The organism is Labrenzia sp. R5_0 (assembly GCF_017743835.1).
GTDB lineage: Bacteria > Pseudomonadota > Alphaproteobacteria > Rhizobiales > Stappiaceae > Roseibium > Roseibium algicola.
The window spans coordinates 133,743-156,921 of sequence record NZ_JAGHRK010000001.1 but is presented as its reverse complement, the minus strand read 5'-3'; the positions used below and the strand labels follow the sequence as shown (position 1 = coordinate 156,921).

Annotated in this window: 24 protein-coding genes; 9 read left to right on the top strand and 15 right to left on the bottom strand. The window is 60.2% G+C overall.

Annotated features, from left to right (window positions below):
• Nucleotides 1-30 precede the first annotated feature (30 nt).
• From J7447_RS00745 to J7447_RS00735, 3 genes are all read left to right on the top strand, one after another.
• On the top strand, nucleotides 31-1,986 hold the full coding sequence (locus tag J7447_RS00745) for a multiheme c-type cytochrome (RefSeq protein WP_209168462.1): 1,956 nt from the start codon (nucleotides 31-33) through the stop codon (nucleotides 1,984-1,986).
• A 134-nt stretch (nucleotides 1,987-2,120) separates the two neighbouring features.
• Complete coding sequence (locus J7447_RS00740) at nucleotides 2,121-2,912, top strand: transporter (RefSeq protein ID WP_152504528.1); 792 nt, start codon at nucleotides 2,121-2,123, stop codon at nucleotides 2,910-2,912.
• Between the two features lie 23 nt (nucleotides 2,913-2,935).
• The gene (locus J7447_RS00735) at nucleotides 2,936-3,736 is read left to right on the top strand and encodes a hypothetical protein (protein ID WP_209168461.1); all 801 of its coding nucleotides are present in this window, start codon (nucleotides 2,936-2,938) and stop codon (nucleotides 3,734-3,736) included.
• A gap of 84 nt (nucleotides 3,737-3,820) precedes the next feature.
• On the opposite strand, the gene J7447_RS00730 is transcribed toward J7447_RS00735, so the two are convergent.
• Together J7447_RS00730 and J7447_RS00725 are read right to left on the bottom strand one after the other, a co-directional pair.
• Entirely contained in the window at nucleotides 3,821-4,141 is a 321-nt protein-coding gene (locus J7447_RS00730) for a DUF1330 domain-containing protein (RefSeq protein ID WP_062490148.1), read from the bottom strand.
• 12 nt (nucleotides 4,142-4,153) lie between these two features.
• Nucleotides 4,154-4,567, bottom strand: a complete 414-nt coding sequence (locus J7447_RS00725) for a hypothetical protein (protein ID WP_286188849.1) — start codon at nucleotides 4,565-4,567, stop codon at nucleotides 4,154-4,156.
• A 130-nt stretch (nucleotides 4,568-4,697) separates the two neighbouring features.
• Between J7447_RS00725 and J7447_RS00720 the strand changes: the two genes are divergently transcribed.
• The gene (locus J7447_RS00720; protein WP_209168460.1) at nucleotides 4,698-5,516 is read left to right on the top strand and encodes a helix-turn-helix transcriptional regulator; all 819 of its coding nucleotides are present in this window, start codon (nucleotides 4,698-4,700) and stop codon (nucleotides 5,514-5,516) included.
• An 18-nt stretch (nucleotides 5,517-5,534) separates the two neighbouring features.
• Here the strand turns inward: J7447_RS00720 and J7447_RS00715 are convergent, their stop codons facing one another.
• Both J7447_RS00715 and J7447_RS00710 read right to left on the bottom strand, forming a co-directional pair.
• Complete coding sequence (locus J7447_RS00715; RefSeq protein ID WP_209168459.1) at nucleotides 5,535-6,260, bottom strand: class I SAM-dependent methyltransferase; 726 nt, start codon at nucleotides 6,258-6,260, stop codon at nucleotides 5,535-5,537.
• A 257-nt stretch (nucleotides 6,261-6,517) separates the two neighbouring features.
• The gene (locus J7447_RS00710; protein ID WP_023001903.1) at nucleotides 6,518-7,228 is read right to left on the bottom strand and encodes a helix-turn-helix transcriptional regulator; all 711 of its coding nucleotides are present in this window, start codon (nucleotides 7,226-7,228) and stop codon (nucleotides 6,518-6,520) included.
• A gap of 91 nt (nucleotides 7,229-7,319) precedes the next feature.
• Here J7447_RS00710 and J7447_RS00705 point away from each other — a divergent pair, with 91 nt between their 5' ends.
• Nucleotides 7,320-8,927 carry an FAD-dependent monooxygenase gene (locus J7447_RS00705; RefSeq protein ID WP_209168458.1) on the top strand — a complete coding sequence of 536 codons (1,608 nt, stop codon included), beginning with the start codon at nucleotides 7,320-7,322 and terminating at the stop codon, nucleotides 8,925-8,927.
• Nucleotides 8,924-9,103: a hypothetical protein gene (locus tag J7447_RS00700; RefSeq protein WP_209168457.1), complete on the top strand. Its 180-nt coding sequence runs from the start codon at nucleotides 8,924-8,926 to the stop codon at nucleotides 9,101-9,103. Before J7447_RS00705 ends, J7447_RS00700 begins: the two co-directional genes overlap by 4 nt.
• A 223-nt stretch (nucleotides 9,104-9,326) precedes the next feature.
• On the opposite strand, the gene J7447_RS00695 is transcribed toward J7447_RS00700, so the two are convergent.
• The 10 genes from J7447_RS00695 to J7447_RS00650 all read right to left on the bottom strand — a co-directional run bounded on the left by J7447_RS00695 (nucleotide 9,327) and on the right by J7447_RS00650 (nucleotide 18,628).
• Nucleotides 9,327-9,677: a RidA family protein gene (locus J7447_RS00695; RefSeq protein ID WP_023001906.1), complete on the bottom strand. Its 351-nt coding sequence runs from the start codon at nucleotides 9,675-9,677 to the stop codon at nucleotides 9,327-9,329.
• 36 nt (nucleotides 9,678-9,713) lie between these two features.
• A complete protein-coding gene (locus J7447_RS00690) occupies nucleotides 9,714-10,814 on the bottom strand; it encodes an FAD-binding oxidoreductase (protein ID WP_168686123.1) in 1,101 nt (366 codons plus the stop codon).
• Complete coding sequence (locus J7447_RS00685; RefSeq protein ID WP_209168456.1) at nucleotides 10,811-11,833, bottom strand: histone deacetylase family protein; 1,023 nt, start codon at nucleotides 11,831-11,833, stop codon at nucleotides 10,811-10,813. The genes J7447_RS00690 and J7447_RS00685 overlap by 4 nt, the downstream gene beginning before the upstream one ends.
• Nucleotides 11,830-12,318, bottom strand: coding sequence for an N-acetyltransferase (locus tag J7447_RS00680; protein ID WP_023001909.1), 489 nt, complete (start codon nucleotides 12,316-12,318; stop codon nucleotides 11,830-11,832). The genes J7447_RS00685 and J7447_RS00680 overlap by 4 nt, the downstream gene beginning before the upstream one ends.
• 2 nt (nucleotides 12,319-12,320) lie before the next feature.
• Entirely contained in the window at nucleotides 12,321-13,250 is a 930-nt protein-coding gene (locus J7447_RS00675) for a 3-keto-5-aminohexanoate cleavage protein (protein ID WP_209168455.1), read from the bottom strand.
• A 10-nt stretch (nucleotides 13,251-13,260) separates the two neighbouring features.
• The gene (locus tag J7447_RS00670; protein WP_209168454.1) at nucleotides 13,261-14,616 is read right to left on the bottom strand and encodes an aspartate aminotransferase family protein; all 1,356 of its coding nucleotides are present in this window, start codon (nucleotides 14,614-14,616) and stop codon (nucleotides 13,261-13,263) included.
• Entirely contained in the window at nucleotides 14,613-15,698 is a 1,086-nt protein-coding gene (locus J7447_RS00665) for an ABC transporter ATP-binding protein (RefSeq protein ID WP_055657954.1), read from the bottom strand. Before J7447_RS00665 ends, J7447_RS00670 begins: the two co-directional genes overlap by 4 nt.
• 86 nt (nucleotides 15,699-15,784) lie before the next feature.
• Nucleotides 15,785-16,924 carry an extracellular solute-binding protein gene (locus J7447_RS00660; RefSeq protein ID WP_062491878.1) on the bottom strand — a complete coding sequence of 380 codons (1,140 nt, stop codon included), beginning with the start codon at nucleotides 16,922-16,924 and terminating at the stop codon, nucleotides 15,785-15,787.
• A 52-nt stretch (nucleotides 16,925-16,976) separates the two neighbouring features.
• On the bottom strand, nucleotides 16,977-17,762 hold the full coding sequence (locus J7447_RS00655) for an ABC transporter permease (protein ID WP_077290682.1): 786 nt from the start codon (nucleotides 17,760-17,762) through the stop codon (nucleotides 16,977-16,979).
• Nucleotides 17,762-18,628 (bottom strand): ABC transporter permease, encoded by an 867-nt coding sequence (locus J7447_RS00650; RefSeq protein ID WP_031269698.1) that lies wholly within the window; start codon nucleotides 18,626-18,628, stop codon nucleotides 17,762-17,764. Before J7447_RS00650 ends, J7447_RS00655 begins: the two co-directional genes overlap by 1 nt.
• A gap of 108 nt (nucleotides 18,629-18,736) precedes the next feature.
• Between J7447_RS00650 and J7447_RS00645 the strand changes: the two genes are divergently transcribed.
• From J7447_RS00645 to J7447_RS00635, 3 genes are all read left to right on the top strand, one after another.
• Nucleotides 18,737-19,705, top strand: a complete 969-nt coding sequence (locus tag J7447_RS00645) for a LysR family transcriptional regulator (protein ID WP_209168453.1) — start codon at nucleotides 18,737-18,739, stop codon at nucleotides 19,703-19,705.
• A gap of 162 nt (nucleotides 19,706-19,867) precedes the next feature.
• On the top strand, nucleotides 19,868-20,950 hold the full coding sequence (locus J7447_RS00640) for an OmpA family protein (protein ID WP_152504537.1): 1,083 nt from the start codon (nucleotides 19,868-19,870) through the stop codon (nucleotides 20,948-20,950).
• Between the two features lie 7 nt (nucleotides 20,951-20,957).
• Nucleotides 20,958-22,463, top strand: coding sequence for a caspase family protein (locus J7447_RS00635; protein ID WP_209168452.1), 1,506 nt, complete (start codon nucleotides 20,958-20,960; stop codon nucleotides 22,461-22,463).
• A gap of 48 nt (nucleotides 22,464-22,511) precedes the next feature.
• Here J7447_RS00635 and J7447_RS00630 read toward each other — a convergent pair whose 3' ends face one another.
• The gene (locus tag J7447_RS00630) at nucleotides 22,512-23,168 is read right to left on the bottom strand and encodes a class I SAM-dependent methyltransferase (protein ID WP_209168451.1); all 657 of its coding nucleotides are present in this window, start codon (nucleotides 23,166-23,168) and stop codon (nucleotides 22,512-22,514) included.
• Nucleotides 23,169-23,179: the final 11 nt, after the last annotated feature.

The following is a 23,179-nucleotide window of genomic DNA, read 5'->3' as shown; positions in this document are numbered from 1 at the left end:
GGCTTTGACGGAGAGGTTTGAGCGCACAGAATGTTGTTCACCCGATTGCTCGTCGCGCTCCTTGCCGTGCTCTGGTTCCAGAGCGCCAATGCAGCCGAAAACCTTTCTGCCGCTGTTCCGGACTATGCCGGCACAGCAACATGTACCGGTTGCCACGAGGCGGAAGCCGGCGCCTGGCGCGCTTCACACCATTCCAAGGCATGGATGGAGCCCGGACCGGATACGGTCGACGCGGACTTCGACAATTCGCAGTTCACGCACAAGGGGCGCACCAGCCGCTTCTTCACACGCGACGGCGACTATTTCATCGAGACGAGCGACGTTCCGGGAAAGACGCAAACATTCAAGGTGATCGGTGTCGACGGAATTGCTCCGCTGCAACAGTATCTTGTCGAAACGGAACCGGGACGGGTTCAGTCTTTCGACGTGGTCTGGGACCAGCAGAACAAGCGCTGGTACCACCTTTACGCAGACGATGCTCCGCCACCTGAAGACGGGCTGCACTGGACCGGACCTTACAAGAACTGGAACGCCCGCTGCGCCGAGTGCCACGCCACCGGCTTTGAAAAGAATTATGACCCCGCCACCAGGACCTACTCCAGCCGGCAGGCGGAAATCGGCGTCGGATGCGAAGCCTGTCACGGACCGGGCGCAGCCCATCTTGCCTGGGCGAAAGACCCGGAGACCTACGGCAAAAGCCCCTTCCCCGGAACCGGACCGACCGGTCTTCTGCCGGTGTTTGCAAAAGGCCAGCCGGAAGCGGAAATCCAGCAATGCGCAGGTTGTCATTCGCGCCGCGAAGCCTTTGAGGACGGCAATCCGGTGCCTGGCACACCGTTCCATGATGCGTACCGTTTATCGCCACTTCGCGAAGGCCTTTATCACGCCGATGGGCAGATCCTTGACGAGGTCTATGTCTACGGTTCGTTCCTGCAGTCAAAGATGTATGCCAAGGGCGTGAGCTGCAGCAATTGCCACGAGCCACACAGCGGAGAATTGCGCGCGGTAGGCAACGCCGTTTGCACACAATGCCACAGTCCCGCGGGCAACGAGGCGTTTCCGTCGCTGACGGGCAAGCTCTATGACGACCCTTCCCATCATTTCCATCAACCGGAGACGCCGGGCGCCGAGTGCAAATCCTGCCACATGGTCGAGCGCGTCTATATGGGCATCGACGGGCGAAGAGATCATTCCTTCCGCGTTCCACGGCCGGACCTTTCGGAAAAGCTCGGCACCCCGAATGCCTGCAACGACTGCCACGCCGACAAGTCTGCCGCCTGGGCGGCCGGAGAACTTGAAAAGCGGTTTCCGGACAGTCGTCACCGTGGGCCGCATTTCGCGGATATCTTTTCGGCGGCACGGCAGAACCCGGGCGTGAACGCCACGGACCTTCTGGCAGTCGCCCATCAGGCAAGCTACCCAGGCATCGTTCGGGCGAGCGCGCTGGACCTGCTGCTGCCTGTTGCGACACCGGAGATTGCCGAGGCCGTCACCGACCTTTTGGCAGATCCGGAGCCAATCGTCCGCGCCGGAGCGCTGGCGTTACAGCAGCCGGTTCCGCCAACCCAGCGGCTTCCGCGGATCATTCCTGCCTTGAGTGATCCGGTCAAAGCCGTCCGGATTGCTGCGGCCCGTCTCATGATCGGCGCTCCCATTGCCCATATGCCGGACCAAATGGCCGAGGCTGCGTCCAGAGCCACAACCGAATGGCAGCAGTCACTCGCGAACAAGGCGGATTTTCCGGAGACCCAGCTCGTGCTTGGTGGAACTGCGCTCGTTCTTCGCAATATCCCGGCAGCCATAGCAGCCTTTGAGGAAGTCACGCTGCTGGATCCGCAAATGATCAATGCCTGGGTGATGCAGGTACGCATCAAGATGGCAGTCGGTGACATGGCGGGAGCGCAGCTCAGTCTGCAAAAGGCCCTGGTTGCCAATCCTTCGGACCCGACATTGCAATCCTACAGGCAACAGCTTTCACAGCAATAAGACGAAAAGGCATGCTATACTCCTGATTGCCATTTCCAGAAGTACATCCACAAAACCCGGAAGGAGCTTCTGGGTCACATAGATGATCAACCCCCTGCAAGGGCAGTTCTCTTGAGCATGGAAGGCATGAGACCATGAAGCAATTGGTTACCTTGGGCGTTCTGGCGCTTTTCTTCCAGATGACACCGGCAGGTGCTCAGGATTCCGAACTTGCCAAGAAGCTCTCCAATCCCGTGGCGTCTCTCATCAGCGTTCCGTTTCAATGGAACTACGATCACGGATTTGGCCCTGCCGACGGCAACAAGGTCACGCTCAACATACAGCCCGTGGTGCCGTTCTCGCTCAACGAGGACTGGAACCTGATCTCTCGAACGATCCTGCCCGTTGTCTGGCAGGATGACATTGCCGGAAATTCAGGCACGCAGTTTGGTCTCAGCGACACGACGCAGAGCTTCTTCTTTTCGCCAAAGGAGCCAACGTCCGGCGGGATCATCTGGGGCCTTGGTCCGGTGTTGCTGCTGCCCACAGGTACCGACGACCTGTTGAGCACCCGCAAATGGGGCGCCGGTCCGACGGGCGTTGTGCTGCGTCAATCCGGCCCGTGGACCTATGGCGGGCTAGTCAACCACGTCTGGTCATACGCAGGTGACGATAATCGTAGCGACGTCAATTCGACCTTCCTGCAGCCGTTTCTGTCCTACACGACCGACGACGCCTGGACCTTCACGCTGAACTCGGAAAGCACCTATGACTGGACGTCGGACGAATGGTCCGTGCCGATCAACGCCATGGTTGCCAAACTTGTGACCATCGACAAGCAACCCATCAGCTTTCAGGCAGGTGTTCGGTATTATGCAGCAAGTTCCGACAACGGCCCGGAGGGCTTCGGCGCACGGGCTGCAGTGACCTTTCTTTTCCCGAAATAGGGACCCAACAGGGGCGGGGTAATATGAAAAGAGCTGCATTTCTTCCGATTTTGGTCAGCCTGCTGTCCGGGGGTGCTCAGGCTGCCGATCTGGCCCAAGCGCCTGCTCCGGTTGAAACACCGGATGTGCGTGTCGACCGAGCGTGGAAATTCGTCATCGCGCCTTACCTGCTTGCCCCGACCATTCAGGGAAACAGCCGTATCGGCCGATTGCCCAACACGTCGCTCGATGTTTCCCCCGGAACCATTTTCGAGAACCTACAATTCGGGGCGATGGGTCATTTCGAGGCGCTTTACGACAATCGTTTCGGCGCAACACTGGACGTGGCCTACATGGACCTTGGCAAGGGCCGGAGTTTCCCACGTGTCGGCGGCACTATTGATGCTGGCGTCAAGCAATTGGTGACCGAAGCCTTCTTCGGCTACCGCTTCTGGCATCAGGACCGGAACTGGGCCGAAGCCTATGCCGGGGGGCGCTGGTGGTACAATCAGCTGAAGGTCAGTGCCAACACGCCGGCCAACACCTTTACCCGAACAATCACTGAACAATGGATCGATCCGGTGATCGGCGTTCGCGGGCAGGTTTTCGTGGCACCCAAATGGTCGCTGTTCGGCAGCGGTAACGTCGGTGGTTTTGGCCTGGTGTCTGACTTCACCTGGGGTCTGCAAGGCGGTGTCGGCTATCACTTCAACGATCGTGTCGCGCTGCATCTGCAATACAAGGCAACCGGCGTCGATTATGACAACGGCAAGTCCGGCCGATCCGCCTTCAGCTATGACACGGTCACACACGGCCCGTTGATGGGAGTTGCCATCAGCTTCTAGGACGCAGGCAAGGACAACAAGTCAAAAGGCCGGTTCCTCATCGGGACCGGCCTTTCCTTTTCGTGCTGCGACTTCGCCGGAAGATCACGAAAGTACATCCGTTGCCTTGTGATCCGCGTCGACACCTTCGATCAGGAACACCTCGCCCACCGCCTTGTTCAGGCGCAGTGGCAGGATCGTCCGGTAAGCCGGCGATGCATACCAGGCCTCGGCCCGTACCCGGTCAGGAAAGGCAATCACGATGAGGTCTCCCTGGAACGCGCCTTCCAGCTGATGTTTCTCGCCACCATGGATGATGAAGCGACCGTCAAAGGGTGCCAGCGTTGCGTCGATCCCTTCCAGATAGGCCACGATGTCGGGCCCCATTTCGATTTCGCGCAGATGGCCGATGGCGTAACAGGTCATGGTCCAGCCTCTTCAAGCTAGCGGTTGCGCAATGACGGGCTGCGGCCTTGCGGCTTTCCACTCCAGCCAGGTGAAGCAGAGCACGACGACGGCCTGCGCCAAGAGGAACGCCCAGCCCAGCACGTTGGGCGCAAACAGGCCCGTCAACGGCAGCAGCAAACTGGCCAGCACCCAAAGAAGATTGCCGGCAACTACCAGGCTTGACGCCCAGACAGGCACCTGACCGGCAAACGCGAATACTCCCATGAAAACCGCTACCGGAAACAAGGCCAGACCTGCCCAGAAAAGAAGCTCGCTCGGAAGTGCCGTCAATCCGGCAATCCATCCGGATGCGCCGACCAGCAGGACACCCATCACCGCACAGGTGAGCGCGTCAAACCGTAGAACCACCTGTAACGGAACACCTGAATTAGATTTGGTCATCATCTGTCTCCACTCGTGAAATCCACCCGCACACTGCGAGTGGCGATGACAAGAGGATTGCCAATCGATGTTCTGAAGTCGATTACTTCGCAGGTAATTGAATCTTCGAAACTGCGCCGGCAGGGTAATGCTCATGAAACGAACAGCGGAAACGGCGGGTGACCTGCTGCGCCAGTGGCGACAACACCGGCGAATGAGCCAGCTTGCACTGGCCAGTGAAGCGGATATCTCTCAGCGCCACCTGAGTTTTCTGGAATCAGGACGGTCTCGTCCAAGCCGGGACATGGTGATGCATCTTGCCGAACAGCTGGATGTCCCCTTGCGTGAACGCAATGCCATTCTTGTTGCGGCAGGCCATGCCCCGCAATATCCGCAGCACGGGCTGGATGAGCCTGAACTTGCCGCGGCAACCGCTGTTGTCCGGCAGATCCTCGACGGACATCTGCCCCACCCTGCCCTTGCCGTGAACCGGCATTGGGAGCTGCAGGCTGCCAATCAGGCGATCTTTGCCCTGCTGGACGGCGTCGCGCCGCACCTGCTGGAAGCACCGGTAAATGTGCTTCGTCTCAGCCTTCACCCTGATGGCCTGGCACCACGCATCCTCAACCTCGGTGAATGGCACGCCCATATTCTTGCACGCCTCGCACATGAGGTAGATCAGTCCGCCGACCCGAAGCTTGCCGCGCTCAGGGAGGAACTCGCCGAGATGGCTCCGGAGCGGTCGCGCAAATCACGGACCGAGGTACCGTCACAGAAAGGACGCATCGCCGTTCCGCTTTATCTGCAAGGCCCCAACGGAACCTTGAGCTTCCTGAGCACCACGACGGTGTTCGGCACGGCCGTGGATGTTACATTGTCCGAAATCGCCATCGAGGCCTTCTTTCCCGCAGACGAGGAAACGGCAAGGCAGATGAGCGCCTTGAGCGTTGGAAGCGCGGGTGGCCGTTCTTGAACCGCCCGCGCTCCGGACTCAAACGCGTGCCTTGACGATCAGAATCATCGGGCGCTCCATCTCTTCCGCCAACGATGGCATGGCTTCGATCTGCTCTTCGCCGGGGAACCATTCCAGTACATGATCAACCGTGAAACCTGCCGCGATCAGCGTGTTGAGCGTGGTGCCGATGGTACGGTGGTATTTGACGACGCCATCGGCCAGCCAACTGGTTTCCCGCGCACCTTCGCGAAGATACTGGTTGACCGGCCAAGACTTCCGGCCGTTCAGTTCGACCCATCCAGGTTCTACTGGTGCCATGAAGATCGGGTGTTCGATGCTGAAGACAAAACTGCCTCCTGCCTTGAGTGATCTGAAGATCTCTCCGGCCAGCCGGTTGAAGTCCTCGATATAGTGAAAGGCGAGCGAGCTGTAGACCAGGTCGAAGGCTGCCTGAGGCAGGTTCAGGGTTTCCAGGTCAGCAGTCCGGTAAACGATCGCATCGTCTTCGGTTTCGTCCCGCGCACGGGCAAGCATTTTTTCAGACAGGTCGAAACCGAGTACATGCGCAGCACCAGCGCTCCGGACCCAGCGGGCAAACCAGCCGAACCCGCAGCCGAGATCTGCAACGTGCAGCCCATTTGCTTCGGGCAACAGTGCCCGGATAGCGGGCCATTCGGGAGCCCCGTCAAGGCCGAACTGCGACCTGGGCAGCTGGCTGTAGCCTTCAAAAAAGGCCGGTTCGTCATAGATGTTTTGTGCCATTTATTTCTCCATCAGAGTGCCGATGGACGGCGCGCACCGCAACAGGCAAAGCCCCGCCCGATCCGGCGGGGGTGCAGGTGCGCGAAACGCTTGAAACTCAGCGTACACAATCAGCCTGCATCCCGCCTTTTGGGATGCAAGCGAACCGGGAAACGATATGAGTATCTTCTTCGCACATGAGAGCATCATTAGGAGCGCCCTTGGTGCCTGTCAACGAGTTGCAGGTGTCTGACGCAGCTCGCCCTGGCGGGATGCAGCTACTTCCCGCAGATTGCGAAGAGGCCGGCTCTGGAGGCAATGCCAAGCTTTGCGTAGGCGCGTTTGCGGTATGTGATGACTGTCGAGGGAGCGACGTCGAGATCTGCTGCAATCGCCTCCGCCTTGCGACCTGACAGGATGCCCAGACACACCGAACGCTCCCGCTCGCTGAGCGCCGCCAAAGGCGGTGGCAGGTCCGTGTCCGATGCCTTTTCGAAATGGAGCAGAGCCAGACGGCCTGCAAGGCGTGCAAGATCCGGATCACACAGGGGAGCGGCAGGATCGCTTTGATAGAGGCTGACGAAAAGGCGCAGTTTTTCTCCGACCGCAAGCAATGTCGTCTTTGCCAGCATGCCGGGATTTTCGAAAAAGAGCTTCCGGTAGTCTGCGCTCATCCGGCCCTCGATCTCGGCGAGCCGGCTCAAGGTCACGGACTGAGGCGGTGACGCCACCAGATCGGGCAACAGAGGATCCTTGAGAAACCAGCCGTCGAGATAGGTCTCGGCAAGTTTTCCGGCCATGACGGAGCGGCTGAAGTGCCACGACAGCAGGCAGCGAGCCTGCGTGTTCTCGATTGCAAAAACCATGATCTGGTCGACACCGAGCGTTTCGACAAACGAGACAAAGGTCTGGGCAAACCGATCCGTGCCCAGATCCGCGAGGCAGGCTTCAATGTGACAGGCAGTGGTGTGTCCGTCCGGAGTGCTCATGAAATGCTGATAGCATGTCCTCCCCGAAAGGGGACAGACGCGAGACGGCAAGGCTCCTAATCTTCTGCCAACAATCAGGGAGGATCCTCAAATGAGGCCAGCCGGACGTGCCGAAACGGACTCGCTCTATTTCACCTATCCGCATTTCGAAGCGCCGACGGACCGTGCGCATCTGACCCGGCCTGCACGTGTTGCCATTGCCGGAGCGGGGCCGGTCGGAATGACCGCAGCGCTGGCACTTGCCCGCGAAGGAATTGCTTGCGTCCTGTTGGATGCGAAGTCCACCTTCAACGACGGCAGCCGCGCGATCTGTATCGCCCGGCAGAGCTACCACATTCTCGACCGGCTTGGCGCAGTCGAGCCCTTTCTGGAAAAATCACTCGGCTGGACCACAGGCCGCAGCTTCTATCGCGGCAGGCAGATCCTCGAATTTGAAATGCCGGACAGTCCGCGCGAGAAATACCGGCCGATGTACAACCTCGAACAGCAATATATCGAGCAGTACCTGTGGGATGCGATCCAGCGGGAGCCGCTGATCGAAACGAGATGGCAAAGCCGGGTCTGCGGTCTGGAAGATCTTGAGCAGGGTGTGCGACTGGCAATCGAGGATCCGCATGGCACCTACCAGATGACCTGCGACTGGTTGCTGGCGGCGGATGGTGCTCGCAGCACCGTCCGGAGCTTGCGCGGTCTGCGGCTCAAGGGCGAGAATTTTGAAGGCCGCTACGTGATTGCCGACGTCCAGATGGAGCATGATTACCCGACGATCCGACGTGCCCTGTTCGATCCGGATTGTCGCCGGGGCGGAACGATCCTTGTTCACAAGCAGCCCGACAACATCTGGCGCATCGACTATCAGCTTCGCGATGGCGAGGACGAAGCCGAAGCCATCCGCGAGGACACCGTGCGTGCCTCAGTAGCCGCCGTTCTGACGGAAATCGGTTATGACGGGAACTGGGATCTGGAATGGTGGAGCATCTATTCGGCCAACACCCTGGCGCTGGATGACTACCGCGACGGCCGGGTGTTTTTCATCGGCGACAGCGCGCACATCGTGCCGATCTTTGGAGTACGTGGCCTCAACAACGGTCTCGCCGACGCCCACAACATTGCCTGGAAACTCGCCTGGGTACTGAACGGTAAGGCCGGTCCGGATCTCCTCGACAGCTACACGCCCGAGCGGCGTGGGGCGACGCTGGATGTGTTTCGGAATGCTTCCAAGTCTGCCCGTTTCATGACACCTCCGACGGCAGGCTGGCAATTGATGCGCGACGCAGCTCTCAATCTTTCGCTCAGCCACTCCTTTGCGGGAGAGCTCGCCAACCCACGCCAGATGACACCCTACACTTATGCCGACAGCCCGGTTGTTACCCCGGACGACGAAAACTTCGAAGGTGGGCCAAAACCCGGCGCTGTCTTGCCGAACGCGCGCGTTGGTGACGGGTTCCTGTCCGACGTGCTCGGTGACGGGTTCTCGCTGATCGCCTTCAGTAAAGAGGTGGCGGATCGTCTCGCCGACCTGGATTTTACCCGGGTCGTGCTGCAGCCGGGCTCGGAAGCAGCTGAAGTGCTCGCGGCTTCGGCCGGCAGTGCCTATCTTGTCCGGCCCGACATGCACATTGCAGCGCGCTGGCAAACCGCTTCACCAGAGGCAATCCGCCAAGCTCTCGAGCTTGCAGTCGCTGGAGGAAAGGCATGACGCCCGCCGATCTGGAAACCGTTTACGAGGCCTTGGCCGAACAGCTCGATGCCATCGGATCCGCTCAACGGGAGCTTTACCTCGCCAAGCTCGCCTTGCTGCTGGCGCATGAGATCGCCGACGCAAATCGTGCGCGCTCGCTTGTTGCCGAAGCTGCCAGCAATCTCAAAGTATGACGTCAGCGCAATTGAGCGGCGGCTTCTTTTGAACGGAACCCCTCGGCTCGTCATCCCGGACGCAGCGTAGCGGAGATCCGGGACCGGTGAGCCGGGGCCTCTCGTTTGAGCGGCCTCAAAAGATAGCTCCTTGGCTCCCCGATCCCGGCTCGCGCTGCGCTTGGCCGGGATGACGCCGGTGGGTGAAACCGGAGTCCCTGACTTCGAACCGGCCAACCTCGCTTTAAGCGAGTGCCGCGATGACGATGATCTCGACCTTGTATTCCGGGGCTGCCAGTTTGGCTTCACCGGTAGCGCGTGCCGGCGGGTTTGCCGGATCGACCCAGGCGTCCCAGACCTTGTTCATCTCGGCAAAGTCCTTCATGTCGTCCATCCAGATAGTGGTCTGGAGAATGCGGCTCTTGTTGCTGCCAGCCTGCTCCAGAAGGGCATCGATGCGCTCCAGGATCGTCTGGGTCTGGTTGGTAACGGTGTCGCCTGGATTGCCGACCTGACCGGCAAGATAGACGAGACCGCCGTGGATAACAGCCTGGCTCATGCGCGGGCCAACTTCCAGCCGTTTGATGTCGGACATGATTGAATTCCTTCTTGTCTTGAAAGAGACGCCCGCTCAGAACAAGCGGGCGGGATCGAGAGCAGCCACTACCTTCTCGGGCAGTTCGCTCGGACGCTTGAGACAAAGATCCGCAACGAGCCGGGAGAGCGCTGGGGCCGTTTGTACGCCGTAGCCGCCCTGACCGGCAAGCCAGAAAAACCCTTCCGCATCCGGTGCAAATCCAACCACAGGCGTGCGGTCCGAAACGAAGCTGCGCAGACCTGCCCAATTGCGCTCGACGCGCGTGACGGGCATGGTCACGGCCTGCTCGAACCGGTGCAGACCTTCAGCCAGAACCATGTCATCTGCCCAGGCATCGTGCGGCTCCACCGGGTCTTCATCGGCAGGCGAAACCATGAACTTGCCGGCATCCGGCTTGGCATACCATTGCTCCGACGCGCTGGCGACGAGCGGCCATTTCGTGACATCGATACCATCCGGCGGCGGCACGATGGCCGCCGAGCGGCGCATGGGCACCAGGCCGACCTTGCGAACGCCTGCGAGACCCGCGATCTGATCCGCCCAGGCCCCGGCTGCATTGATGAGGACCGGCGCTTCGAAGGCCCCCTTGGGCGTCTCGACACGCCACTGCCCGCCGCTTCTGAGAATGCGCTGCGCGGGCGCTTCCGTGACGAACCGCGCCCCGGCCTTTCGTGCAAGCCGGGCAAAGCCCTGCAACAATCTGTCGACGTCGATATCCTGTGCGTCCCGCTCGATGGCTGCAGCGGCAATCGTTTCCTTGCGAAGCAGTGGAAACAGGGCGACAGCTTCTTCCGCCGTCAGGACTTCCATACCGTCGGCACCGTCCAGATAGGCCTTGAACGCGTCCAGTTCGTCCTCGGTCGCAATCAGCATTTCACCACGGGGTGACAGCAGGCTTTCCTCCGATATCCCTTCCGGGTTCTTCAGAACCGGCTCCGAAGCTGCATTCAAGGCCCGCAACGTGGCATTACCGTAGTTGCGGATGAAGATGGCGGCGGAGCGACCGGTCGCGTGCCGGCCAAGCGCATCTTCCATTTCCAGCACGGTGACCTTTGCGTCCGGCGCAAGCCGTGCCGCAGCCCCGGTGCCGGCAATGCCGCCGCCGATGATCAGAAAATCCGATGTCTCGATCATGCGTCCTGGAACCCTTTCAGGAAACTGGTGAGGTTCTGGCCGAGTTCTTCCGACAGGTAACCGCCTTCCTGCACGAACAGCACCGGCAGGCCGAGCTTCGCGATGGCGGCACCAATCCGTCCGAACCCGGGTGTGGTGATGGCGAGTCCCTTGAGAGGATCTTTTTCATAAGCATCGAGCCCCAGGGCAACAACCAGAATATCGGTACCGAAGGCCCGAATGTGGTCGAAGGCCGTTTCCAGGGTTTTCAGGTACTCGTCATCCCCAGTGCCGCGTACCAGGGGCAGGTTGAGATTACAGCCCCGTCCCGCGCCCTCGCCGCGCTCATGGCCGTGGCCCCAGAAGAACGGATAGAACCGCACCGGATCGGCATGCAGCGAAACGGTGAGAACGTCACCGCGCTCATAGAAGATGCCTTGCGTGCCATTGCCGTGGTGGACGTCGATGTCGAGGATCGCCGGACGCTTGCCTGCCTTCAGAAGCCTTTCGGCCGCAATGCCGGAGTTGTTGAGAAAACAGAAGCCGCCCGCCAGATCGGCGAATGCATGGTGACCGGGAGGGCGCGACAGCACATAGGCGGCCTGTTCCCCGGCCGCCATCAAATCCGCGCCGTGGACCGCACTTTGGGCAGACCAATAGGCCGCTTTCCAGGTACCGGCTGCGATGGGACAACTGGTATCGGCCTGGTGGAAACCGGCCTGACCGACTGCGGAGCGCGGATAACTTGCCGTGCGCCGGTCCGGATGAATGTTCGGGATGACCTCGTCGGATGCGCCCTCGATCCGGCCCCAGCGTTCATGGATGGTCTGAAGAAAAACGAGGTATTCCGCAGAGTGGAGAGCCGCAATCGGGCCGAGTCCATGATCTTTTGGCGCTTCGAAGCGGCACCCTGCCGCCTTGGCACCTTCGGTCAGGACCTCGATGCGCTTCGGCTGTTCCGGATTGGCCAGCCTGGTGCCGTTCGCCATGAAATGCTTGGGATCGTGCACCCATTGGCGGTCGTCAAAAATGGCTTTCATGAGCGGTCCCTCAATTTGTCGAGTGCCGGTGCGCGCAGATCGAAGACGGTTTCGCCTTCCCGAGGCGCAAAACCGAGCCGTTCATAGAAACGGCGTGCATCCGGATTGTCGTGATAAACGGCGAGCTTCAGAAAGATCGGCGTCCAGCTATCAGGCGCAAGATCCAGACTGGCGGCAAGCAGGCGCTGGCCCAGCCCTTCTCCGCGCGCTTCTCCATCGACCCAAAGATCGGAAACATAGAGACCGGTGCCGCCACGCGTCGTCGAAAAGACAGGCGAGGCCTGCAACACGCCGAGCGTTCGGTCGTCAGACGGCCGGATCGCTAGCAGCGCGAAGAAGGCGGGAGTTTCCGAGAAACCGTGACGGATCACATCATCAAGACTGGCGACGTGAGTGTCACCCATATCGGCCGAAAGCTGGAGCAGCGCTGCGTGAAGCCTTTCGGCATCAGCTCGTTCAGCCCGCCTGATCGTTATGTTGCTCATGATCAGAAGGCCGTCTCGCCGGCCCCTTTGAGGCCCAGCATCTGCCGGGCTTCTTCCGGTGTTGCGACCGTTCGCCCGAGTTCCTCGACAATCTTGCGGATCTTGGTGACCTGCTCCGCGTTGGAACGGGCCAGCTTACCCTTGGCGATGTAGAGATTGTCCTCCAGCCCGACACGGACGTGCCCGCCCATGCTGGCGGCAATGGTGGCGAAAGGGATCTGCTGTCGGCCCGCAGCAAGAACGGAGAAGATATAGTCGTCGCCGAAAAGCTTGTCCGCCATCCGCTTCATGTGCTGCAGGTTTTCCGGGTCCGTACCGATACCGCCAAGAACGCCGAAGACGAACTGGATGAAGTACGGCGGCTTGACGAGACCCCGGTCGGCGAAGTGGCGCAGCATGTAAAGATGCCCGACGTCGTAGCATTCGAACTCGAAACGCGCACCGCGCTGCTGGCCCATCTGTGTCAGCACGAATTCGATATCCCGCGGTGTGTTCTTGAAGACGAGATCATCCGTTCCGCGCAGGAAAGGCTGCTCCCAGTCATGCACCCACGCGTCGTAACGGTCGGCCAGCGGATAGAGCGCAAAGTTCATTGTGCCCATGTTGAGCGAGCACATTTCCGGCTCTGCCTTCAGCGGACCGGCAAGCCTGTCCTCCAGGCTCATGATGGCGCTGCCGCCAGTGGACAGGTTGAGCACCGCGCCGCAGCCCGCCTTGATCTCCGGAAGGAAGGCCATGAAGTCGGCCTCCCGCGCCGACGGCTGGCCGGTTTCAGGATTTCGGGCATGAAGATGCAGGATTGCGGCGCCCGCCTCGGCAGCACCTATTGCCTGGCCTGCAATCTCGGCAGGCGTCACCGGCAAGTGAGGCGACATGGTGGGTGTATGAATGGAGCCCGTGACGGCACAGGTGATGATGATCTTGTCTGTCATGTCTTGAATGTCAGCTGGCTCTGGCCTGTTGCTGCGAAATCCTGTCGAGAAACTGGCGGAGAGAAAGGTCGAGGCCTTCGATGATCTCGGCTACATGATCCGGTGTCGAGATCATGGGGGGCGCAATCAGGAAGTGGTCGCCGCTGTAGCCGCCCCGCGTCCGGCGGGAATAGATGATAAGGCCGTTCTCATAAGCAATATCGACCAGTTCGTTGAAGGCGTTCAGTTCCTTTGCGAGCGGTCTCAGGCTTGCACGGTCCTCGACCAGTTCGAAGGCCAGCAACAACCCTTCGCCGCGTACGTCGCCGATGATCGAATAGCGGTCCATCAGCTTCTTCAGTTCGCTCTTCAGGAGCGCCCCTGTCTCGGCCGCGTTCTGGCAAAGATTTTCCCGCTCGATCTCCTCCAGCACCGCCAGACCGGCAGAGCAGGCAAGCGGATTGCCGGCATAGGTGAAACCATGCAGGAAACCGCCATTGTCGAGCACGTTGGTGACGATGTCCTTATGCGCAATCATGGCGCCCAGAGGCGCATAACCAGCAGCAAAGCCTTTGGAGATCACCAGAATATCCGGATCGACATTCCAGTGTTCACCGGCGAAGAACTTTCCGGTCCTCCCGCCACCGGTCATGACCTCGTCATGGATCAGCAGGACGCCGTAACGCGTGCAGATCTCGCGAATACGTTGCATGTACCCCTTCGGCGGCACGAGCGCGCCGGTGGAGGCGCCACCGATCGGCTCGACAATAAAGGCCAGGATCGTTTCCGGGCCTTCGGACAGGATCTTCGCCTCCAGCATGTCGGCGTAGTGTCTGCCCGTTACCTCGTCGTCCGGGTCCAGCCCGTCGAGATAGGCGCGCGGTGCCGGGATCTTCGGCATCGGCCGCATCATGGGGTCGAACGGCGCAGTAAGGGGTGCGTAGCCTGTCAGGGCCAGAGCGCCGAGCGTGCAGCCGTGATAGCTCGGTTCGCGCGAGATGATCTTGTAACGCTGCGCCTGGCCGATCGCGATAGCGTTCTGGCGGGCCAGCTTGATGGCGCTCTCCACCGCTTCCGACCCACCGGAAACGAAGAAGACCTTTTCCAGTCCCTCGGGTGCCAGTGCGGCGGTCCTGGCGGCAAGCAGCTCCGCAGGCTCTGTCTCGAAATGGAGGCGGTAACCGAAGGTGGACTTGTCCATCTGCTTGCGCATTGCCTCCAGCACGCGCGGGTTGGAATGGCCGATGTTGCAGACCATCGCCCCGGACGAACCGTCGAGATAGCGCTTGCCGTCGACGTCCCACATGTAGACACCGCGCGCCTGGTCCAGAACAGGCCGGCGCTGACGAGACTGATAGAACAGATGAGAGGTTTGCGGACGGCTCATGAAGCAGCTCCAGGCAGGGCTGCGCAGTCGCGCGGACGGAAGCGAACGGAGACGTCCGAGCCTTCCTCGAAAGGGTGCTGATCGATCATGTTGATCACCTGAAGTTGCTGGTCGCCGACACGCACGAAATACCGCGCCGCCTGACCCTGGTAGTCCACCGCCTCGACCTTGCCGTCGAGCGCGATGCGATCATCCGCCGGAGCGGATTTTTCCGCCAGCAGAAGTTTTTCAGCCCGGATAACAAGCTGTGCAGGACCGGCCTGCGAAAGATTGGGAGCCTTTTCCCTCGGCACATTGATCTTGCCGAAGTAAGGCAGTTCAAGGGACAGCTCCTGCCCGTTCACCGCCTGGCACGTCGCTGGCAGAATGTTGGAGATGCCCAGGAAGCGCGAAACGAACTCGCTTGCAGGCGTGTTGTAAACCTCCTGCGGCGTGCCGATCTGCTCCACACGTCCGTTGGACATCACCACGATCCGGTCGGACATGGCGAGCGCTTCGGACTGGTCATGGGTAACGAAGACGGTGGTGATGCCGATCTGATGCTGGATGCGTTTCAGCTCGACACGCATGTCCTCGCGCAGGTTGGCGTCGAGCGCGGACAGCGGTTCGTCCAGAAGCAGCACGTCCGGCTCTATGACGATGGCCCGCGCCAGCGCGATACGCTGCTGCTGACCACCGGAAAGCTGCTTGGGATAACGGTCGCTGACATGGGGCAGCTGAACCAGTTCCAGCGCATCGCGTACTTTCTTTTCGGCATCCGCTTTCGGGATGTCGCGATATTTCAGGCCGAAAGCCACATTTTCGGCAATCGTCTTGTGGGGAAAGAGCGCGTAGTTCTGAAAGACGAGACCAAGGTTTCGCCTGTGGATCGGCACATCGTTGATGCGTTGACCCTTGATGGTGATGTCGCCTTCGGAAGGGTCGATGAGACCGGCGATCATCCTGAGGGTGGTCGTCTTGCCACATCCGGAAGGGCCGAGTAGCGTTACGAAGCTTCCGTCCGGGATGTCCATGCTCATCCGGTGAACGGCGGTAAAGCCACCGAACTTCTTGACGATATTGTTAAGGGAAACCGCGCTCACGCAAATTCTCCAGGTCCTGGGGAGAAGACGACCTTCCGGCAATAACTGCCGGAAGGTACTGGGTCAGTGATGGGGCCGTACCGGGCTCAGTACCCCTTCTGGATCCGTCCGAACATCTTGGACCAATCCTGTTCGTGACTGTTCCAGTATTCCGGATTGGCGAAGGTCAGACCGTCAAGCGTGCCCGTCGGATCGAACGCCGGAAGGGTCGGGATTTTCTTGCCGAGATCAACCTTTGTCGGGTCAAGCGCCGGCGGGTAGTTCTGGCCTTCGGCGACCGCGATCGAGGTTTCGGGCGCCAGCATGAAGTTCAGAAGTTCCTCGCAAGCTTCCATGGGCGAGCCCTTGATCACGAACAGGCATTCCTGCCAGCCGAAACCGTTGGGCGGATCGATATAGCCGATGTCATGGCCCTGCTCCTGAAGGGCGTAGATCCGACCGGACCAGCCTTCGGTAACGTAGATTTCCTCTTCGGCCAGAAGGCTCATCAATTCCGCGCCGGACTGCCAGTATTTCAACAGCAGATCGCGGTTGGTGCGCACAGCCTGCCAGACGGCATCCATATCCGTTGCGTTGTTCGGATCCTGATCGGTCTGCAACGACGCGTACCAGATGCGGGTGCGCCAGTCGGACCAGCCGCCGATCTTGCCCTTGTAGGCTTCGTCGATCAGGAGCTTTGCGCCCTTTTCCTTGGCTTCGTCGTCGGAAATGTATTTCCGGTTATAGGCAATGCCCGTGGTGCCGTAGTCATAAGGCACGCAGGACAGCTTGCCGTCGGTGACACCGCGGAAGACGTCGGTGAGTTTCGGGATCACGTATTTCAGGTTCGGGATGTTGTCCTCGTTGAGCGTCGAGTTCAGCCCGAGATTGACATAGCGTGCGTAGTCGAAGACGCCTGACAGGTGCGCGATATTGTATTCGCCTTCCTGGCTGGCCTTGACGCGCGACAGATATTCATCACCGCCGCCGAACGTTCCGTCGACAACCTTGATGCCGGTCTTTTCGGTGTAGGGATCGAAGGCATATTTGCGGAAGGCTTCCGAGACGACCCCGCCCCAACCATCGAAGCGGACTTCTTCCGTCGCGGCCATGGCATGGCGGGCAAAGGGTGTCTGCACACCGTAGGCCAGACCGGCTGCCCCGATCAGACCGAGAAACTTGCGACGGTCGAGATCACCGTTGAGATAGCGTTCGCGCAGACGCTCATAGCGTTTGGTATTGTCCATCTTGTTTTCCACTCTGGTTCTTGTGTCGGTTTCTTGCTTTGATCGCGCGGTTCTAACCGCCGCGCTGCATGGCCATCCGCCGGGCGATTGCCAGCCCGAGAAGCGGCAGGCCGACGGTCAGGAAAATCATCACGGTGCCGAGCGCGTTGATCTCCGGGGAGATGGAATTGCGCAGCATGGCAAAGATCTGGGTGGGCACGGTTTCGACGCCGCCCGGCTTCCAGAACAAGGTGCCGGTGATATCGTCGAAGCTGATGGTGAAGGCGAAGAGCATACCCGCGAAGACCGCCGGGGCCAGCAGCGGCAGCGTGATCTGGAAGAAGGCCTGCACGGGACTTGCGCCAAGGCTGAGTGCGGCTTCCTCGTAGTCGCGGCGGATGCCGACAAGACGGGCCTGCACCACAAGGATGACAAAGGGCAGCGTGAAGATGACGTGCCCCATCAGGAGCAGGAAGAAGCTCTTGTTGATCGACAGGAAATTCAGGAACAGCAACAAGGCGACCGCCAGCACCACCTCCGGCACCAGGATCGGCGCAATCAGGAGGGTGGAGATCAGGTTGCGGCCGGGCACCTCGTAGCGCACCAGGGCAAGGCTTGCCAGAACGCCAAGTGTCGTGGAGATCAGCGCGGTCAGGGCACCAAGGACAATCGAGGTCTGGAACGCCCGCAGGATGGCGTCGTTTCCGGCCAGTTCGACGAACCAGCGGAACGAGAAGCCGGTCATCGGAAAGCTGCCGAACTGGCTGGCGTTGAAGCTGAGCAGAACCACCACCGCGACCGGCAGGAACATGAACAGATAGACCAGCAGCGTGTAGGCCCGGATCAGTTGCCACCCCATCAGCCAAGCCCCTTCATCAGTTGGCCCATGCCGAGATAGTGGTTGTAGATCAGCACCAGGGCGCCTAGGACGGCGAGCAGCATGAGCGAGAGCGCAGAGCCGAGCGGCCAGTTGAGCTGTGTGATGATCGCCTCGAAAACGAGATTGGCGAACATGGCGTCCGTCGGACCACCCAGAACCAGCGGTGTGATGTAGGTACCGGCGCTCAGCACGAAACAGAGCAGGCCGCCCGCGGCGAGCCCCGGCAGGGACAGCGGCAAGGTGACTTCCCGGAATGCCTGCCAGCGGGTGGAGCCGAGGGAACAGGCCGCGTCCTCCAGCGAAACATCGATCCCTTCCAGCGCCACATAGACGTTCAACACCATGAAGGGCAGCAGGAAATGCACAAGGCCGAGGATCACGGTCGGCTCGTTGTAGAGCATCTGGACCGGTTCGGAGACAATGCCGAGGTTGAGCAGGGCCCAGTTGACCGCACCGGATACACCCAGGATGTTGATCCAGGACATGGTCCGGATGATGTAACTGATCCAGAACGGCAGCATCAGCAACAGCAGCAGTAACGCCTTGTTGCCACGTGAACGGGCAATGAAATAAGCCGCCGGATAGCCCATGACGGCACAGGCAAATGTGGTGATGGCGGCAATCCGCAGGGTACCGAGCAGGATGTCCCGATAGAAGGGATCGGTCAGCGCCTCGTTCCAGTTGTCCAGGTAAAAGCCCGCCTGGTCAGCGCCCGTGGCCGTGCGCAGCCAGAACGAATAGACAACAATAAAAACGAGCGGCACGAAAAGCAGCAGCCCCACTGCTGTGAGCGCAGGGGAAAGGAGTATCCATGGCTGTCGTTTTTCCCGCGCCTCGACGCTCATGCGCTCAAACCCTGCCAGATGCCTTGTCAAAATTGCTTGACTTCAGCGTCGCAGGCAGGTGTTCATTGATCAAATAGATAATGAAAATTATAACTATAGATCTGATCAATGGCTGATGGATTACGCCCGATCCAGGCGGAACGGCTTGCCCGCGAACTGGACTGGAACCTGCTGAGAACCTTCATCGTCCTGGCTCAGTCCGGAAGTGTGACACGGGCGGCAGACAGACTGCGCCTCAAGCAGCCCACCGTTTCCAGCGCACTGAAGCGGCTGGAGGACCGGTTGGGACGCAAGCTCATCAATCGCAAGCCGGGTCAGTTCGAGCTGACGGAAGCCGGCGAATTGCTATTGAAGGAAGCCATCGAGATCCAGGGTTCCATCCTGAGGCTCGGGACCCTGATGCGTGACGTCACCGACGAGATCCGCGGCCACGTCGAAATCGCCATGGCCAGTCACGTGGTTTCGCCGCTCTATGACGACACCCTGCGCGAGTTTCACGAACGGCACCCGGCAGCAACACTCACCATCAACGTTTCGGCCAGCAAGGACGCACTGGAAGCCGTCACGTCCCGCCGGGCTTCGCTCGCCGTCTGCCTGGTGCGCGAACGCAATCCAAAGCTTGAGTACCTGCGCCTTTTCCGGGAGTTTTTCGGCCTCTTCTGCGGTCCGCCTCACCCGCTTTACGGCAAGACCAACCTGACAAAGGCCGATCTTGCCGGTCAGTCCGCTGTCAGCTTCGTGACCGACCGGCTGGAAGACGCCCTTCGTCCGGTAACGCTGATGCGGGCAGAAGCGGATCTCGAAGACCGGATCGTCGGCACATCGGCCAACCTGGAAGAAGTCCGGCGCATGATCATTGCCGGACTGGGCATCGGCCCCTTGCCCGTCCACGTTGCCAAGCGGGACATTCGAGAGGGCCTTTTGTGGCAGTTGCCGCCCTATGACGCGCTGCCGGAGATCGACGTTCATGTGGTCTGGAACCCGAAGGCGAAACTCAACCGCGCCGAACAGGCTCTTCTGGAAATGCTGCTGGAAAAGATAAGGCTGACGCCGATAGAGGAGCGGACCTATCGCTGACACATATCGCGGAGCATTGGCCTGCCGGCTTCTTTACCAACCCGAGCGACCAATACGGGAAACCCGGCAGCGGCCCGTTGCATTCCCCCGCTGACGTTGTAAAACTTTCAGGACGCTACGAAAATTGGCGATCAACGCCGTCCGGGTTGAAGGGGTAGGAAGATGAATGGTGTGCGGTTCGCCTGGAAAATGCTCTTCCTTGCGCTGGTGACAGTGGTCCTTATTCAGTCGCCTGCCAATGCATCGGAAGAATTCTTTGAAGGCGGCTGGACCCTGCAACGGGATGCATCTTCCCTGCGGTTCCAGTCGGTCAAGAACCTGACCATTGTGGAATCCAGTTCTTTCGCGGAATTTGAAGGCGGCATTGACGATGCCGGCAATGCCAGGGTCCGCGTCTTTCTTGACTCGATCGATACGAAAATCGACCTTAGAAACGTGCGCATGCGGTTTCTCTTCTTCGAAACGTTCGAGTTCCCTGAAGCCGTCATCTCGACGAAAATTGATGCGTCAGCCCTGGCTGATCTTCCGACCGTCAAACGCAAGACGATCCCGCTTGCCTTCAATCTCGACCTTCACGGCGTCTCAAAACCGTTCGAGGCCAATGTTACGGTGACCTATCTGAGCGAAGACCTGGTTGCCGTTTCGAGCACCGCGCCGGTGTCTGTCGCAGCTTCCGACTTCGCCCTCGGTGGCGGTATCAAGAAGCTCGAGGAAGCCGCCGGCGTCGTCATCGTGCCATCGGCAACGGTCTCCTTCGATTTCGTCTTCGCCCGCAAATCGGGCGAAACGGACGAGGACGATGCCGACGACCAGACCCAGCAGGCGGCCGCTTCTCAGCCAGCTGCAAGCACCGCGCTTGAACCGGAAGGCAACCTGGATAACGAGGCTTGCACCGGCCGGTTCGAGATCCTGTCCCGCACGGACAACATTTACTTTCCAAGCGGCAGTTCGCAGCTTGATCCGCGAAGCCAGCCACTCCTGAACAGCCTCGTTGACATCATCATGAGATGCCCGGAGCTGACCATTGAAGTCGGAGGACATACCGACAGTGATGGCAGCGATACATCAAACCTGGCTCTGTCCGAACGCCGGGCGGGCGCGGTCAAGCAGTATCTTGTCTCCAAGAACGTTCCCGACAGCAGGATCAGGAGTGTCGGGTATGGCGAAAGCCGTCCCGTCGCTCCGAACACCTCCGCGGAAGGAAAGCAACGCAACCGGCGGATAGAGTTTGTCGTTGTCGAATAGGTCCAACATGAACCGCTTTGCAATCGCAATCCTCCTGGCACTGACAGTGACCATCGGCGCGATGTCTGAGAGGGCTCACGCGGAACCGCGGCTGGCTCTGGTTGTCGGCAATGGCGCCTACACGACCGTGACGCCGCTGGACAATCCGGTAAACGACGCAAGCCTGATGGCCGACGCGCTGCGCAAGGTCGGCTTCGAGGTAACCCTCGTCACCGACTCCAGCCAGAACGAGATGATCACGGCGATTTCGCAGTTCGGCAGCAAGTTGCGGGCCGCAGGCGAGGACGCAACCGGGCTGTTCTATTATGCCGGCCACGGCGTGCAATCGTTCGGTGCAAACTTTCTCCTTCCGGTCGATATCGAACTTCAGGACGCTGCCGACCTCAGCCTGGTCGGTGTCCCTGCGCAGGCCGTTCTGCGGCAGATGTTCTCGGCACGGAACCGGACCAACATCGTCATTCTGGATGCCTGCCGAAACAATCCGTTCGTTTCCATCCCGGACCTCAGCGACAACGGTCTGGCAGAAATGAAGGCCCCAAGAGGCACTTTCCTCTCCTATTCCACCGCACCGGGCGACATCGCGCTCGATGGTATCGGCGGCAACAGCCCTTTCACCGAAGCGCTGGCCCGGCACATGCCGACACCCGGCATGCCCGTCGAAACCCTTTTCAAGGCGGTGCGGGTCGATGTTCTGAAGGAGACCGGCAACCAGCAGACCCCGTGGGATACATCCTCTCTCACCGTTGATTTTCAGTTTGTCCCGGCCAAGGCTCCCTCTGCCGAGGAAGTCGAGCTGCGCCAGATCTGGGACACGGTGAAACTCAGCAAGGACCCCTTGCAGGTCCTCCTGTTCCTGCGCGCGCACCCGGACAGCCGATACTCCGCAAAAGCCAGGGAACTCCTGACGGCTCTGATGGAGAAGGAAACGCAGCCCACCGCGCAGGCGACACCTGCCCCACAACAGGAATCCGAACCTGCCACGCCCCAGACAAGCGAGCGTGACATGATCGAAACAGCGCGCCGGGAGGGCACCGCAAGCGCCTATCAAACCTATCTGGACGCATATCCGAACGGTGCCTTTGCCGAACTCGCACGCCTGGAGCTGCAAACGATCGTCAACAAGGAGCAGAGCACGGACCCGGTCGCCAGTCAGCCGCAGCAGGAAGACGCGCCGGCCATCGCCGAGCAAGGCTCACCTGCCGCCGATCCGGGGGAACCGTCAGCCGTCATAGCATTCAACGCCCCCCTTGCCATGGGAGAGCCGGATATCGCCACCCGAAGCATTTCGGAGCTGATCACCGGATCGCCGAAATTCCCGCCGATCGAGGGCCTGCCGGAAGCGGTCTGGAAGGACAAGACTTGTGCCGCCTGTCATCAATGGGAGCAAGCGAACCTGTGCGACCAGGCCAAGACCTATGTCGCAGACAAGTCCAGAACCATCGAGAAACAGCACCCCTACGGCGGCACTTTCAAGAATGCGCTGCGGCTTTGGGCCGAACAGGGGTGTCCGTAACTTCGACGCCGGTTCTGTAGCGATCCGACGTGTTTTTGCGTGCCTCGGTTACTGCGATTTCGAGATCACCGCATAGTCGGAGTAGCCGGCGTAAAGGCGATGGAAAGAGGCAACTGCGCCGATGCTGGCAGCCAGGACTTTCAACTCGCCTTCCAGGTCGGCTCGTGGAGACACGTGGAAGGATTTGAGCCAGGCAAACAGGACGCGCTTGAACCAGCCAGGCAAGCGTTCCTGCTGACCGAAATCGACCACGTGGATCCGCCCGTCCGGCGCCAGCCGCGCGGCACCTGCCGCCAATGCTTCGCGCCAGATCGGGATCATGGACAGCGTATAGGAATAAAAGACGCGGTCGAAAGCCGGAACACCAAAACCTTCCGTTGCCGCCGGGTTTGCGGCATCGCCTTCCACAAGCGTGATCCGGTCTGTCAGGCCTGCCTTGTCGATGTTCTTCTGGGCGGTTTCCAGCATGTTCCTGGAAATGTCGAGACCGTAGAAACGAACGTCCGGATAGGCTTTTGCAGCCGCAATCAGGTTCCGGCCGGTGCCGCAGCCAAGTTCCAGCACGACGCCGTCTCGCGGCGGCTGAAGCTCTCGGATCAGCTTGTCGCGCCCGAGCAGGTAGAACTTGCGGGTCAGGTCGTAAAAATGGCGCTGATGGCGATAGACGGCATCCATCAGCCGGGCTGTTTCGACGGCTTGGGTCATGACGCTATGTT